We start from the raw sequence: 14837 nt of genomic DNA on the forward strand, positions 1-14837 counted from the left end.
GGAATTCTCCGACGCCCGCGGTGCACATCAGGCACGGTGATCAGGCGCATCGGCGTGCGTGCCGGTGGTGTTCGCTTTGACGCAAGGGGGCGAAGGCGCCTCATGTTTACCGATGCAGGTGATCTTCGTCGGTGGCGAGGGATGTCAAGCGTGCTGCCCAGGGCGGGTCGGCGCCGGGGACGGAGCAGGTGAGGGCAGCCACGTGTGCGGCGAAAGAGCAGGCGTTGGCGGTGTCATCGAGGGTCAGGGTCTCGAGTCGGCCGCCGAGGTGACCGAGTGTGGTGAGGCGGTGGAGCAGCCCGGCGGTGAAGGAGTCGCCGGCGCCGACGGTGTCGACGACTTCGACGGCCGGTGCGGGGACGGTGACGCGGTGGCCGTCGAGAGAGGCGAGGGCGCCGCGGCTGCCGAGGGTGATGACGACGAGACGGGCTCCGGCCTCGTGCCAGGTGTCGCAGGCCTGCTCGGGAGTGGCTCCGGGAAGAAGCAGGGCGAGGTCGTCTTCGCTGAGACGGAGGATGTCGGCGAGGGCGCACCAGCGGTGGAGTCGCCTGCGGTAGGCGGCGGGCGGCACGAGCAGGGGACGGACATTGGGGTCGATGGAAACGCTGGCGTGTTCGCGTGCGTCGGCGAGGTGGTCCTCGATGTGGCTTCCGCCGGGCCGGCGGATCAGTGCCAGGGATCCGGTGTGCAGGGCGGCGGTGTGCCCGTCCGGTGCGGTGGTCAGTTCCTCGGGCCTCCACTGCCAGTCGGCGGCACCGTCGGCGAAGAACGAGTAGGTGGCCTGGCCGGCCTCGTCGAGGTGGGCGATGGCGAGGGTGCTGGGCTCGGGGGCGTTCACGCTGTCGGTCAGGTCGACGCCGGAGGCGGTGAGGTGGTTGCGGAAGAGGGTGCCGAAGACGTCGTGGGAGATGCGGGCAAGGAAGCGGGTGGGAGTGCCGAGCCGCGCGAGGGCGACAGCCGTGTTGGCGGGGCCGCCGCCGGGGAGGACGTTCAAGGCGAGTTGGGCGCGGAAGGATTGGGAAGCGTCGGTGAAGGCGTCGGCGACGCATTCGCCGATGACGGTGATGCCGCAGGTGGCCGTGCTCATGAAGTGTCTCTCTGCGGGGATGGACATGGGGTGCGCACGCAGGTGCTGGTGCTCGGTCGGTGGGTCAGCCCTTGACGGCGGAGCTGGCGACGCTCTGGACGAACCACCGCTGGAAGAAGGCGAAGACGATCAGGACGGGCAGGACGAGCAGGACGCCGAAGGCGAGGACCTGGCCCCAGTCGACGGGCGTCTGTCCCTGGAAGACGCTCAGTTCCAGCGGCAGGGCGCGGACCGAGGGGTCGGAGACCATGAGGACGGGCCAGAGGAAGGAGCCCCACTGGGTGAGGAAGGTCAGGATGGCGACCGAGGCGAAGACCGGCTTCGACATCGGGACGATGATCGCGAAGAAGGTGCGCCAGGGGCCGGCGCCGTCGATGCGGGCTGCCTCTTCGATGCTGGGCGGGATGGCCCGGAAGAAGGTGGCGAACTGGTAGATGGAGAAGGCGTTGGCGATGAAGGGGATCGCCTGCATGTAGATGGTGTTGCGCTGGCTGTTGAACATGTAGAACAGCGGCACCGCCACCGCTTCGAACGGGACCAGCATCAGCAGCAGGACGAGGGCGAAGACGACGCCCTGACCTTTCCAGCGCAGGCGGGTCAGCCCATAGGCGGCCATGGAGTTGACAATCAGGCCGCCGAGGACGACGACGGTGGACAGGAGCAGGGAGATACCCATGAAGCGCCAGAAGTAGCCGGTGGCGTCCGAGTCGAAGCTGTCCACGACGGCGCTGTAGTTGTCGAAGGAGAGGTGGGTGGGCAGGAAGCCGGTGAGGCCGCTCAGGACTTCGTCGGAGGGCTTGAAGCTGCCGAGGATCAGGTAGAGGACGGGCAGGACGAAGATGAAGGACAGCACGCTCAGGACGGCGTAGTCGAGGAAGCGGCGCAGGGAGTTTCGGGTCCGGGCCATGGGGATCAGTCCTCGTTGCCGGTGCGGACGACGCGGCGCTGGATGAGGGTCAGGGCGACGACAATCAGGAAGAAGACGACGGTGATCGCGGATGCCTGGCCGATGTTGTTCTGGTCGAAGGCGGTGGTGACGGCCTGGTACATCACGGTCCGGGTGGCGTCCTCGTCGAGTCCGCCGCCCTTGACGAGGACGTAGACCTGGTCGAAGACCCGGAAGGACAGCACCGAGGTGAGCATGGCGACGAAGGCGAGGGTGCCGCGGATGCCGGGCAGGGTGACGTGGCGGAACTGCTGCCAGCGGGAGGCTCGGTCGAGTTCGGCGGCCTCGTAGAGCTCGCCGGGGATCTGCTGGAGTCCTGCGAGGAGGATGACCATCTGGAAGCCGACACCTTGCCAGATGGACAGCACGATGATCGAGGCCATGGCGGTCAGACCGTCGCCGAGCCAGTCGAAGGCCCCCCAGTTGCCGAAACTCACCGCGTCCAGGGCGGAGTTGAGCAGGCCGTCGCCGCTGCGGGCGAGGATGAGCCGCCAGATGACGGCGACCAGGGCCATGGGGAAGACGACCGGCAGGAAGAACAGCGACCGGAAGACGCCGATGGCCTTGAGTTTACGGTTGAGTAGGATCGCGAGTGCCAGCGCGAGGCCGGTCTGTACGGGGACCACGACCACGGTGAAGGTGAGGTTGTTCAGCAGGGCCCGCAGGAAGGGGCCGGACATGTCGGGGTCGGTGAACAGGCGCCGGTACTGCTCGATGCCGAAGAAGCGGGGCTGCAGCGGGGAGCCGAGGCGGACGTTGTAGAAGGAGAGCACGACCGCGTAGACGAAAGGTACGCCGACGAAGGCGATCAGTCCGCCGAGGGCGGGCGCGGACATGAGCAGTCCGCGCAGCCCGTCGCGGTTCCTGCGCCCGGGCCGTTCGTGCGTCCGGGAGGTCGATGGCGGGGGCGGTTTCCTGCCTGCGGGGGCGGCGGGTGCGGGGCTCAGGGTGGTCACGGTAGGGGTCCTCTCCCGGCTGCTGGATGCCGGCTATGGCGACTGACCGGCTACGGCAGCTTGTAGCCGTCGTTGTCCGAGAAGTCCTGGTCGATGGCGCGGGCGGCCTTCTCGAGGGCGGCCTTCGGATCGGCCCCGCCGTAGACGCCGGCCAGCGCCTGGCTGAACTTGGCGGTGACCGTGGGGTATCCGGCGGTGACCGGGCGGGTCACGGCGACGCAGGACTTGTCGCTGTGGGAGTCGCCACAGGGCGTGGCGAGTTGGTCGGCGAAGAGCTGGAGCGGGCCACCCTGCTTGTACAGGTCGCTCTTGGCGAGCACAGACGTGGTCCCGGGAGGGGCACCGTTGGCTGTGGTCATCGCGGTGACGTTGGTGTCGTTGAGGAGGGAGTCGAGGAAGGCGCCGGCGGCCTTGCCGTTCTTGGTGTTGGCGCCGATGCCCCACTGCCAGGAGCCCTGACCGGTCTTGGGGCCGTTGCCGAAGTCGGGCAGCGGCAGGACGACCAGGTCGTCGCCGAGGGCCTTGCTGTAGGTGGGGTACATCCAGTGGCCGACCCAGCTCAGGGCAACGCGGCCCTTGGCGAAGGCGTTGCCGTCGGTGTTGGGGTCGGTGTACTTCTTCCAGTCCTGGAACGTCTTCAGCGCCGACGCCACCGCCGGTGTGTCCAGGACGCCTTCCGCCTTGCCGTTCTCCAGCAGCGAGCCGCCGGCCGACCAGACGATCGGGGCGAAGCCGTAGGTGCCCCATTCGTTGGCGTAGCCGCCGCTCTCCTGGAGGTCCAGGCTCTTGCCGTCGGAGTCCTTGGCGGCGAGGTTCGTGACGGCGGCCGTGAACTCGGCCGCGGTCCAGTCGTCGGACAGCCCAGTGGGGTACTTGATCCCGGCCGCGTCCAGAAGCTTCTTGTTGCCGTAGATACCGAGCCCGGAGTCGTACATGCCCAGGCCGTAGTGCTTGCCGTTGATCTCGCCCTGGGCCTTGATGGCGTCCGTGGCATTGGCCATGGTCTTGACGGAAACGTGGTCGTCGATCGCGGCGAGCTTCTTGTTGTAGACGAAGTTCGCCATGGTCGGACCGTCGAACTCCATCACGTCCGGCAGCTTGGAGGCGTCGGTCGCGGTGAGGGTCTTGGTGTAGTCGGTGTCCGGAATCAGGGTCAGCTTGACCTTGACCTTGTTCTGGGAGGAGTTGAACGACTTCACCGTGTTCTGCAGGGCGGTCGACTCACCGGCCTGGCCCTGGTGGGCCCAGACGGTGATGGTGCCGGTGCCGCTTCCGGCCTCGGCGGAGGTGTCGGCAGGGCCGCCCGGCCCGCAGGCGGCCAGCGCCACCAGGGGGGCCAGGGCCAGGCCCGTACATGCGGTGCGGCGGTACTTTCTGCTGATTGAACTCATGGCTGTGCCTCCGTGCTGGGGGGAGTTCGAGGTGCTGTCGTGCTTTACGGGTGTGGGGTTGGGGAGCTATCGCGGGCCGCGCGGGCGCGGCGGGGCGGTGGTCTCGCGCAAGACGAGGCGGATGGGCATCTGCACCTGCGCGACGGGTGGTTCGGCGTCGGGTTCGTCCATCTGGCGCAGCAGCAGCCGGGCGGCCTCGGCGCCCTGCTCGGCGACCGGCTGGGCAACGGTGGTCAGGCCGACCACGTCGGCGAGTTCGTGGTCGTCGAAGCCGACGACCGACACGTCCTCCGGCACCTTCAGCCGGTGCCTGCGCAGGGCGCGCAGGGCGCCCATCGCCATCTCGTCGGACTGCGCGAACACGGCGGTCGGCGGCCGGGCAGTGGCCAGCAGTTCGGTCATCGCCCGCTCGCCGCCCTCGACGGTGTAGTCGCCGTCCGCCTCCAGGGCCGCATCGTGGTCGATCCCGGCGTCGGCCAGGACGTCGAGGTAGGCGTTGCGGCGCTCGATGGGCGTGGTCCAGTGCAGCGGTCCGCTGGACCCGCTGATCATGCCGATCCGGCGGTGGCCCAGGTTCACCAGATGCCGTACGGCGCTCTCGGTGCCGGCCCGGTCGTCGATGCCGACCACGGTGAAGCCGGGCCGGGTTCCGCCGACCGTGGTGGCCAGCGGCACCCCCAGTGAGCGCAGCGCCGCCGACTCCTCCTCATCAGGAATGAGGAGCGTCAGCACCGCGTCCACCCGCTTGCGGACCGGCAGCCTGGTGAAGAAGCGCTTGCGGGTCTCCGGCGAACCCAGGTTGTACAGCAGCACGTCGTATCCGGCGGCGCTGAACACCTTCTCGGCAGCGTCCAGTACGGTGCCGAAGAACCAGCGGCCCACGTACGGGACCAGCACACCAACGGTGTAGGTGCGGCCACTGGCCAGGCTGGAGGCCGAGCGGGACGCGGTGTAGCCGAGTTGCGCGGCGAGGGCCACGATCCGGTCCCGCGCCTCCGCCGACACCCCCGGCCGGCCGCGCAGCGCGCGGGACACGGTGGACGCCGAGACTCCGGCGGCGCGAGCGACATCGGTGATGCTGGCAGTCACGGCGGACTCCTCCCCTTGATTTTCACGTCGGTGTGATCTGTGGGTGACGTGACCGTAAACCCGCGCACCTTGTTGCGCAAGCGTTTGCGTTCATATCTACTTGGGCTCGTCCTTGGGGGACCTTCTTTTTGATCAACGTCAGCGCACGCGTTTGCGCGCTGCGGAGCGACAGGAACTGTGTATGCGATACGCCCCGCCCGGCCTCTGTGTGAACGACTTCGCCCTCCTGCGCGACGAGGACGGCACGTATGTGGTGCTGCACCTGCAGGGACCCTGGACACCAGAGTTCGACCATCTGCGGATGGAGACCTCCTATGGCCGGGCAACCTCCACCGACCTGGTCCACTGGCAGCCCCAGGGCACCGCCTTCGGCAACGGCCTGCCCGGCCGGTTCGACCAGCAGGCCGTGTGGACCATGCACCCCTTGCGGCACGCCGGCGCAATGGCGATGTTCTACACAGGCGTCTCCGGTCTCACCCCGGGTGGCTGGCCACTCCAGTCGGTCGGACTGGCGTACTCCGACCGCACCGACGGCACAGCCTGGCGCCGTCATGGCATCGGGCCGGTCGTCGAAGCGGACCCACGCTGGTACCGCACCGATGAACGCATGGGCTGGCGCGACCCATTCGTCGTACGTGACGACGAGTCGGACGGCTGGGTCATGGTCATCTGTGCCAGCGATGCCTCCCTCCCGGTGGAGGTCAGCGGCTGCGTCGCGCTGGCCACCTCCGACGACCTGGAGCACTGGACCGTCCACCCGCCGCTCATCTCACCCGGTGACGTCGACGAGCTGGAGTGCCCTGTCCTGGAACGCCTCGACGACGGCAGCTGGCTGCTGCTCGGCTCGATCGGCGCCACCCGGGGCTTCGACGCGTGGACCGCCCCCCGCCTCAGGGGCCCCTGGACCCGCCGTGGCCCGCTCGGCCCGACCGGCGCCTATGCTCCGCGCGTGATCGCCGCGCCCGACGGCTCCCGCGTCGTGCTGCACACCACGCCCCGCCGCGCCGGTCTCAGGGACACCGGTGCCAGCTGCCGCGGCATGCTCGCCCAGCCGAAGTCACTTGTGATGGGGGGCGATGCGGCTCCCCGCCTGGAATGGTGGCCCGGCCTGAACACCTGGCTCGGGGAGGAGACCGACCACCCCACCCTGCACGCGGTCGGCGACATCGGCATCACCGGGCCGGTTGAGATCACCCTGCGCACCGACACACCGGGCGGCGACCGTCCCGCCCTCGCCGTGGGCTGCGACGGCAAGAACCTCTGGGTCACCGGCCCCGAGGGGACCCGACTCGGCGAAACCGTCCTGACCAGCCCCGCCGCCACCCTGCGCATCCTCACCATCGGCGAATACGTCGAGGTCTACGCCGACGGCGTGTTCGCCCTGACCACCCTGTGCTACTCCGGGCACCCCGCCCCGTGGACGGCCGCCGCAGAAGGACGCCAACGCACGATGCCGGTCCGCCCGATCCGGCTGCCCGACCCGCACCGCGACGACGCCTCGGCCATCTGGCCCGGCCCCTCGACTCCCTGAGGGACGAGAGCCCGCGCCCAACGGTCAGTTCGGCCTGAACCCACTTCATCGTGATCGGGTCCATGGCACAGACGTCCAGGCGCGTGGTATCCATCAGCAGGTCTCCGCCCGGCCTTGCGGGCCGCAGTTTCCCGTACGCGCCCGGCGGCCTGGCGGCGATGCCCCGGTTGCGCTTCACACTCAGCCGGAAGGTCGGCAGCCACCGCTCCAGCTCCTGAAGCCGCCGGTATGCCGTCGCGCGACCGGGCAGCTCCACCTCCCCTTCGCCGTAGTGGGCCTCCAGGCGCGTGCCGACGGAACGGATTACCTTCCCACGGGTCGGCTTCGACTCTTTCCCGTGCTCCCCCAGGGCCATCTCAACCCACCGCACGGCGGCCCGGCCCAGCCCTGCCATGTCGCCGCTCCCACGGTCCGGGCCGTCACGCACGAGCCCGGCTTCCCGGTCGCTAGCGCGCGCCCACCGCTTGATGGCCCTCACACTCACGCCCAACTCGGTGGCCTTCGCCTCGTATCACTGCAGCTTGGGCACCGTGGTCGCGTACTGCGGCCGGCGCTCGCCAGGCTCTGCGAGTTCGTCGCTGCCCGACCGGAAGCCGGTCAGAACCTCGTTGCTATGAGCAGCCCGCTCCCGAACTGCGGCAAGTTCCTCATCGCTGAGCTGAGCGAGCAGCACCGAGGCCGTCTCGTGGTTCGTCGTCCGCCTGCGGCCCCTGCCCGGTCGCGATGACCTGGGCCACCGTACGGGACCGGCTGGCGAACTGGAGTGGTCCGCCGAGGCCGCCACCGCCTGGGACGACATCGAGCAGGCCGCCACCTACACCTTCGCTCCCTCCGGAGACATTCTCTGGCCCACGTTCCGGATGAGCCCGGTCCCCGCGTGGCGCGTCGAGGTCGGCGCGTTCCTCGCGAGAAACCCCGACGTGTGCAAGGGCGCGCGGGACGTCATCCTCATCCGCTCGGCCGAGGCACTGGAGACGGCGCACAAGCTCGACACCATCGTCCTGGACAAGACGGGCACCGTCACCGAGGGCGGGCCAGCCCTCGCCGATGCGGAGCCGGTCGGCGGCTTCAGCGAGGACGAGCTGCTCGCGCTCGCGGCCGGCGCCGAGGCCGACAGCGAGCACCCGGTCGCCCGCCCTCTGGCTTCGACTCTGTCACTGGGCATCGCCGACACCGTCAAGGACGACTCGGCCCGTGCCGTGGCCGCCTTGCAGCGACTCGGCACGGACATCGTGATGCTCACCGGCGACAACGCCGGGACCGCCGCTGCGATCGCCGGGCACGGCGACATCCCCAGGGTCCTGGCCGAAGTGTTGCCCGAGCACAAGGCGGACGAGATCCGTCGGCTCCAGGGCGAGGGCCGCACGGTCGGGATGGTCGGTGACGGCATCAGCGACGCCCCCGCCCTCGCCCAAGCCGACGTCGGCCTCGCGATCGGCACCGGCACCGACGTCGCCATCGAGGCCGCCGACATCATCCTCGTCTCCGGCTCCCTCGCCGGAGTCGTCACCGCCATCCGCCTCTCCCGCGCCACCATGCGCAACATCAAGCAGACCCTCTTCTTCGCCCTCGTTTACAACGCCGGCGGAATCCCGATCGCCGCCGGCGCCCTCTGTCGTCTGTGGGGCATACGCCTCAGCCCGATCATCGCCGCCGCGGCCATGGCCGTGTCGTCCCCTTCGGTGGTCACCAACGCCTAGCGACTTCGCCGTTGGCGCCCAACGCCACTCCCGGCGGAGGCGAGAGTCAGACCTTCTCGACGGTGATACGTGGGTGGTCGCTGGTGAGCAGGGTGATGTCCTCGACGTCGGACGTCAGGATCGTGACGCGGCCGGGCTGGGCGAAGGCGGTGGCGCACAGCATCGCGTCGATGGCGTACTTGTGTCCGTGCAGGCCGGCAGCGCGCAGCAGACCGGCGGCGGTCTGGGCGAGGGCCTGAGTGACTGGCTCGACCCGGAGCCGGGACAGCGTCCACTTCAGGGCGGCGTCGTTTATCCGGGGGTGGATCACCTCGACGAGGATCGGGGCGGAAGTGATCACAGGAAGGTCGGCGTCGCGTGCGGCGGTCAGCCACTCGTGGACCTCGCGGTCGCGTTGCACGGCTTTGGCCAGGCCCTCGCTGTCCAGGATGAGCGCGCCGCTCACGCGGCTGCCCCGGCGTCGGAGGAGGTGCCGCCGGTGAGCTTGGCTCGTTTGGCTGCGACGGCTTCGGGGTCGGCGGGTCCATGAGTCTTGTCGAAGTCGGCGATCAGCTCATCCAGGTTGTCCCGCTCGATCTGCCGTTGCGCGGCCTTCTCCAGATACGCGGACACGCCTCGCTTGCCTACTCGCTCACGGATCGCTTGCAGGGTGCCGGCGGTCAGGGAGACGGAGATGCCGCTAGTGGGGCCGTCACCGGGCGGGAAGTCGGTGTCGTCGTCAGCCATGCCGGAAGTATGGCATTGCAAATGCCATAAGGCGAGCTTCGCGATGGCGCGGAGTCCGGGGATGCCACCCTCCGTGCGTCAGGCATCGCGCGTAACGCCCATCGTGCACGTCATGCACATTGATCTTGCATCCGTTTTGCGTCGCGCACGCCTCTGACCTGCGGTTTTCTTTGAGCTGTTTTGGCTCTACATGTTTGCGATGACCCACCACGTGGAGTGCGTGGCGATCCTGGAGCCGGTGCGCGAGGACGTCTGACCCGGTCCACGGGGATTCACACGGCAGCAGGGCCCGGACCGCGACGTGCGGTCCGGGCCCTGCTCCGTGTGGTGCCGCCCTGCGGCGGCGGTGCGTCAGCTCTCTGCGGCGTCGTCGTCGGGCTGTCCGGCGTCCTCGGCCCCGAGTACCTTCTCGCGCATCTTGCGCACCAGCTCGGCCTTCTGGCCGGCGGCGCCCTGGCGGTCGAGGTTGCGGTGCGGGCCGTTGTTCTGCCGTTCGGCGCGGGACTGCCTCTTGCGCTGGCCGCCGCCCTGGCCCACGGGATTGTTGATGTTCTTGCTGTCGGTCACGGGCTCTCCCAGTGGTGCTGTGAAGTGGTCTGCGGATTCATCGGTGGGAACGGGCGGCGGGGTCGAGGGACGTCGTCGGGGGCCGTCACGCTCTCACGCGTACATCGGTCTGGAAGAACATGACAATCACGCTACCCGGTTCCGTCGGCCTGGCGTGCCGAGCTCCGCCCGGGGCCGGTCCGGGCGGCCGGATCGGGGTTGGCGGGGTGGGGGTGGGGGAGGGGGTGGCCGGTTGGGGGTGGGGGTGTGTGGCGGGGGTGTGAAATTTCGGGGGTGTGGGGGATGTCGGGGCGGGGGGTCGGTCGTTGGAGGGGTGCGAAGGGAGACAGGGGGAGGTTGACGGGATTCGGGGAGGTGGCCTCGGGGTGGTGGGGTCCGGGCTGCTGGGAGGTGGCGGGTGGGTGGCTTGGGGGCGGCGTGAAGGGGACCTTCCTGTTCCCTGGGTTTGGCCGGATGTAGACCTCGTGGGTGTTCGGCGGGTGCCGGTAGGGTGCCGATCGATTCCAGCCATTCACGAGATGATCGATCAGCTTTCGGTCATGGTGTCCCACCAGCCGCAAAGCTTGGGTCTCGGCCCTTTTCTGTCAGCGGCAGACAGGTAGGGTGATCGCGCTGCCGGGCCCGGTGGCGACGGGGGGAGACACAGTTGGGCGAGCCACTCAGATTCGGAATTCTCGGACCACTCATGGTGACCGTGGGGGAACGGTCCGTTCAGGTCGGCGGTGCCCGGCAACGTACGATTCTGGCCCTTCTGCTCCTGAGTCCGGGGCGGATCGTTCCGGTTGACACCCTCGTGGACGTGGTCTGGAACGGTCGTCCGCCAGCCACCGCGCGGACCCAGGTGGCCATCGTCATCGCGGCCCTGCGCAAGGCGATCAAGAGCGAGGGGGTCGCCGAGGAGGTCATCGCCACCGCGCACCCCGGGTACCTGCTGCGGCCCGACGGGCACGTGCTCGACACCGTCACCTTCAGCGGGCTCGTCGCCGAGGCCGAGGAGGCCGTGCGCACGCACCGGCCCGCGGACGCGGCGCGCTGCTACGCCGAGGCGCTCGCGCTCTGGCGGGGCCCCGCGCTCGCCGGGGTCACGGGGCAGCTCGTCGAGGACGAGGCGGCCCGGTGGGAAGAGGTCCGCATCAACGCCTACGAGGCGATGACGAGCGTGCAGCTGGAGCTGGGGCGGCACCAGCTGCTGCTGCCCGAACTGGCCGCCGCCGTACGGGAACACCCGCTGCGCGAGCGCACCCGGTACCACCTGATCATCGCCCAGTACCGCTCCGGACGGCGGGCCGAGGCGATGGAGAGCTTCCGGGAGGCGCGGCGCCAGTTCATCGACGAGCTCGGCATGGACCCGGGCCCCGAACTCCAGGAGCTGCACGACGCGATCCTGCGCGATGATCCGTCCCTGGCCTTCGAACCGCCGGCGGACGTGGTGGCGGGGGGAGAAGGTGCCGCCGACGCGTTAGCGGTACGCGGGCGCGTCGTGCCGTCCGAACTGCCGCCCGATGTACCGGGGTTCGCGGGCCGCGGGCTCGAACTCGCGGCGCTCGACACCCTGGTGGAGGGTCAGGGCGGGGACGGGCGGACGTCCACCGTCGGGCTGGTCACCGGTGTCGCGGGGGTGGGCAAGACCGGCCTCGCGGTGCGCTGGGCGCACCGTGTTACCGAACAGTACCCGGACGGGCGGCTGTTCGCGGACCTCCGCGGCTATGACGAGCACCACGCGCCGACCACCGCCGGGGACATACTCAGCCGCTTCCTGCGCTCGCTCGGCGTGGACAGCGAGGACGTGCCCATCGGCCTGGAGGACCGCATCGCGCTGTACCGCAGCGTGCTCGCGGAGCGCAGGGTGCTGATCGTGCTGGACAACGTACGCACCTTCGCGCAGATCCGCCCCCTGCTGCCGGGCAGCGGCGGCTCCACCGTGCTCGTCACCAGCCGGGAGCAGCTGGAGCAGCTGGTGACCTGGCCGCAGCGGGGACGGGTGCACCTGGGCGTGCTCTCCGAGGCGGACTCGGTCGAGCTGCTCGGCCGGATCGTCGGCGAGGTCCGGATCCAGGCCGCCCCCGGGGACTCGGCCCGCCTGGCCGAGCTGTGCGACCGGCTGCCGCTGGCGCTGCGCATCGCGGCGGCCCGGCTGGCGTCGAAGCCGCACTGGACGGTGCGCCACCTGGTGACCCGGCTGAGCGACGGGCGGCGCCGGCTGGACGAGCTCAGCCAGGGCGAGTCCCAGGTCCGGGCCAGCTTCGAGCTGAGCTACCGCTACCTGCACAAGGACGCGGCCCGGCTCTACCGGCTGCTCGGGCTGCTCGGCGTACCGGACTTCACCACGTGGGTGGGTGCCGCGCTGCTGGACGGGGACGTCATGGACGCGGAGCGGCTGATCGAGCACCTGGTGGACGCGCAGTTCCTGGAGGTCGTCGGCGTCGACGCCACCGGGCAGCTGCGCTACCGCTTCCAGAACCTGATGCGGCTGTACGCGGAGGAGCTGGCGCGGGAGGAGGAGAGCGAGGAGGACCGGCGGGAGGCCTGCGAACGGGTGTTCCGGACCTCCCTGACCATTGCCGAGCAGGCCTTCCGGCGTGAGAAGGGCGGCGACTACGGCACCGTGCGCGGCGACGAGCCGCGGCGTGACGTCGACTCCGTGCTGGTGGAGGAGCTGCTGGCGGCGCCGCTGGAGTGGTTCGAGGCGGAGCGCCTGTCGCTGGTGGCGGTCGTCGAGCAGGCGGCGGAACTGGGCATGGACGACCTGGCCTGGGACCTGGTCATGTCGATGGAAGTCCTGTTCGAGTCGCGGAACTACCTGGAGGACTGGCGCCGATGCAGCGAGTACGCCCTCGAAGTGGCCCGTGACGCCGGCAACCTGCGCGGCTGGGCGGCCATGGAGCAGCAGCTCGGCGTGATCGAGCTCCGGCACCGCCGGCTGGCCGCGTCCGCCGCGCGGCAGGAGAAGGCACTGGGCCTCTACACGCAAGCGGGTGATCCGCGGGGCCGGGCCCTGGTCCTCAACAATCTCGCCTTCATCGACCGGATCCGGGGCGACTACGACCTGGGGATGAGCCGGCTGCGCGAGGCACTCGAGGTCTTCCGTGCGCAGGACGACCGCACCACGCAGGCGTACGCACTCCAGTTCATGTCCCAGATCGCCCTCGAACAGGGGCGGCCGGAGATGGCGGTGGAGCTGAGCATGGACTCCCTGCGGGTGTGCGAGGGCATCAAGGGAGGCGGGCGCACGCTGGCCCTGGCCACGTACCGGCTGGCCAGCGCGTACCTGGCGCTGGGACGCCTCGGGGCGGCGGAGGAGAACTTCTCCCGGGTGGTGGACATCGTCAGGGAGAAGTCCGATCTGCTCGGTCTGGCCTACGCGCTGCTGGGGCTCGCCGAGGCGCGGCTCAAGGCCGGCGCGGCGGACGCCGCCGAACGGACCTTCGCGGAGGCCCTGGAGGTGGCCCGCCGCACCCGGAGCCCCATGGTCGAGGGGCAGATCCAGCTCGCGCTGGGGGAGGCCTGCCGGCAGTCGCGTCGCCTGGAGGAGGCGGCGGCGCACGCTGCCGCCGCACTCGCCATGTTCCAGGGCATCGGTTCTCCGCCCTGGGAGGCGAAGGCGGAGGCGGCGCTGCGCCGGGTGGCCGAAGCGGCAGGGGCGGCCGGAGGTGTCGCGGGAGCATCCGTAACCGGTCAATAACCCGGCGATAAAGCGGCTCCCTAGCGTCATCGCAGACGAGAAAACTGCCGAGCTGTGGAGTCTGCGATGTCACGTACGACCGGCGCGCCCTCTTTCGCCGTGATCCCCGGCGCCCAGGTGCACGAAGTCCTGGACGGCCGTGCGCCCGAAGTGGTCGGATTGATCGAATCCGCTTATCGGGTGCACGGCGAGGGCGGGACGGTCAATCCGCCGTCCTATTTCCTGCGATTTCCCGACCGGCCCACCTCGCGGATCATCGCGCTGCCGGCGTCGATCGGGGGAGCGGCCCCCGTCGACGGGGTGAAGTGGATTTCGAGCTTCCCCGAAAACGTGGCGGCCGGAATTCCGCGCGCCTCCGCCGTGCTGATACTCAACGACCCCGCGACCGGTTATCCGCTCGCCTGCCTGGAATCCTCGATCATCAGCGCGGCCCGCACCGCCGCCTCCGCCGCCCTGGCGGCCGACCGGCTCAGCCCGGCGGGCCGCCGGCCGCGCCGGATCGGGTTCTTCGGCGTCGGGCTGATCGCCCGCTTCATCCACCAGTACCTGGCGGGCACCGGCTGGGAGTTCGACGAGATCGGCGTGCACGACCTGTCCGCCGAGCACGCCGACGGCTTCGCCGACTACCTCACCCGCTCCGGCGAGCAGGGTCCGGTCACCGTCCACGACAGCGCCGAGAAGCTGATCCGCGGCAGCGACCTCGTCGTCTTCGCGACCGTCGCCGGCACCCCGCACGTCACCGAGCCCGACTGGTTCGGACACAACCCGCTCGTGCTGCACGTCTCGCTGCGCGACCTGTCGCCCGAGGTGATCCTCTCCGGCTTCAACGTCGTCGACGACGTCGAGCACTGCCTGAAGGCCGACACCTCCCCCCACCTGGCCGAACAGCTCACCGGCAGCCGGGACTTCGTCGACGGGACGTTGTACGACGTGCTGTCGGGGCAGCTGTCCGTGCCCGAGGACAGGCCCGTCTTCTTCTCGCCCTTCGGCCTGGGCGTCCTCGACCTCGCGGTCGGCCGGCACGTCTACGACACCCTGCACGAGCGCGGCGACCTCGCCGTCGTCGAGGACTTCTTCCACGAAATGCGCCGCTACGGCTGAGCCCCGCCGCGTACACCCGGCCGCCCCGAACGGCCCCGAGCCATCCGAGGAAAGTGATTCA

The 14837-nt window shown here is 69.9% G+C and carries 12 protein-coding genes; 4 read left to right on the forward strand and 8 right to left on the reverse strand.

Features of this window, described 5'->3' with window-relative positions; all coding sequences use genetic code 11:
- Positions 1-106 precede the first annotated feature (106 nt).
- The 5 genes from D1J60_RS26965 to D1J60_RS26985 form a co-directional block, all read right to left on the reverse strand.
- Positions 107-1087 (reverse strand): carbohydrate kinase, encoded by a 981-nt coding sequence (locus D1J60_RS26965; protein WP_125822821.1) that lies wholly within the window; start codon positions 1085-1087, stop codon positions 107-109.
- Between the two features lie 64 nt (positions 1088-1151).
- Entirely contained in the window at positions 1152-1994 is an 843-nt protein-coding gene (locus D1J60_RS26970) for a carbohydrate ABC transporter permease (protein ID WP_125822822.1), read from the reverse strand.
- 5 nt (positions 1995-1999) lie between these two features.
- Positions 2000-2989: a sugar ABC transporter permease gene (locus tag D1J60_RS26975; RefSeq protein WP_125822823.1), complete on the reverse strand. Its 990-nt coding sequence runs from the start codon at positions 2987-2989 to the stop codon at positions 2000-2002.
- Positions 2990-3039: 50 nt separating this feature from the next.
- Complete coding sequence (locus D1J60_RS26980; RefSeq protein ID WP_125822824.1) at positions 3040-4380, reverse strand: sugar ABC transporter substrate-binding protein; 1341 nt, start codon at positions 4378-4380, stop codon at positions 3040-3042.
- 66 nt (positions 4381-4446) lie between these two features.
- Complete coding sequence (locus D1J60_RS26985) at positions 4447-5469, reverse strand: LacI family DNA-binding transcriptional regulator (RefSeq protein ID WP_125822825.1); 1023 nt, start codon at positions 5467-5469, stop codon at positions 4447-4449.
- 181 nt (positions 5470-5650) lie between these two features.
- Between D1J60_RS26985 and D1J60_RS26990 the strand changes: the two genes are divergently transcribed.
- Entirely contained in the window at positions 5651-7000 is a 1350-nt protein-coding gene (locus D1J60_RS26990) for a mucin-1 (protein ID WP_125822826.1), read from the forward strand.
- Between the two features lie 860 nt (positions 7001-7860).
- A complete protein-coding gene (locus D1J60_RS27000) occupies positions 7861-8700 on the forward strand; it encodes an HAD-IC family P-type ATPase (RefSeq protein WP_125822827.1) in 840 nt (279 codons plus the stop codon).
- A gap of 46 nt (positions 8701-8746) precedes the next feature.
- Here the strand turns inward: D1J60_RS27000 and D1J60_RS27005 are convergent, their stop codons facing one another.
- The 3 genes from D1J60_RS27005 to D1J60_RS27015 form a co-directional block, all read right to left on the reverse strand.
- Entirely contained in the window at positions 8747-9145 is a 399-nt protein-coding gene (locus D1J60_RS27005) for a DNA-binding protein (RefSeq protein WP_125822828.1), read from the reverse strand.
- Positions 9142-9426: a hypothetical protein gene (locus D1J60_RS27010; RefSeq protein ID WP_125822829.1), complete on the reverse strand. Its 285-nt coding sequence runs from the start codon at positions 9424-9426 to the stop codon at positions 9142-9144. The genes D1J60_RS27005 and D1J60_RS27010 overlap by 4 nt, the downstream gene beginning before the upstream one ends.
- A gap of 351 nt (positions 9427-9777) precedes the next feature.
- A complete protein-coding gene (locus D1J60_RS27015; RefSeq protein ID WP_125822830.1) occupies positions 9778-9993 on the reverse strand; it encodes a DUF6243 family protein in 216 nt (71 codons plus the stop codon).
- A gap of 685 nt (positions 9994-10678) precedes the next feature.
- Between D1J60_RS27015 and D1J60_RS27020 the strand changes: the two genes are divergently transcribed.
- Together D1J60_RS27020 and sbnB are read left to right on the forward strand one after the other, a co-directional pair.
- Positions 10679-13675, forward strand: a complete 2997-nt coding sequence (locus tag D1J60_RS27020) for a BTAD domain-containing putative transcriptional regulator (RefSeq protein WP_125822831.1) — start codon at positions 10679-10681, stop codon at positions 13673-13675.
- A gap of 66 nt (positions 13676-13741) precedes the next feature.
- Complete coding sequence (gene sbnB, locus D1J60_RS27025; RefSeq protein ID WP_125822832.1) at positions 13742-14776, forward strand: 2,3-diaminopropionate biosynthesis protein SbnB; 1035 nt, start codon at positions 13742-13744, stop codon at positions 14774-14776.
- The last annotated feature ends 61 nt before the right edge of the window (positions 14777-14837 follow it).

This window comes from Streptomyces sp. W1SF4, assembly GCF_003950035.1.
GTDB classification, from domain to species: Bacteria; Actinomycetota; Actinomycetes; order Streptomycetales; family Streptomycetaceae; genus Streptomyces; species Streptomyces racemochromogenes.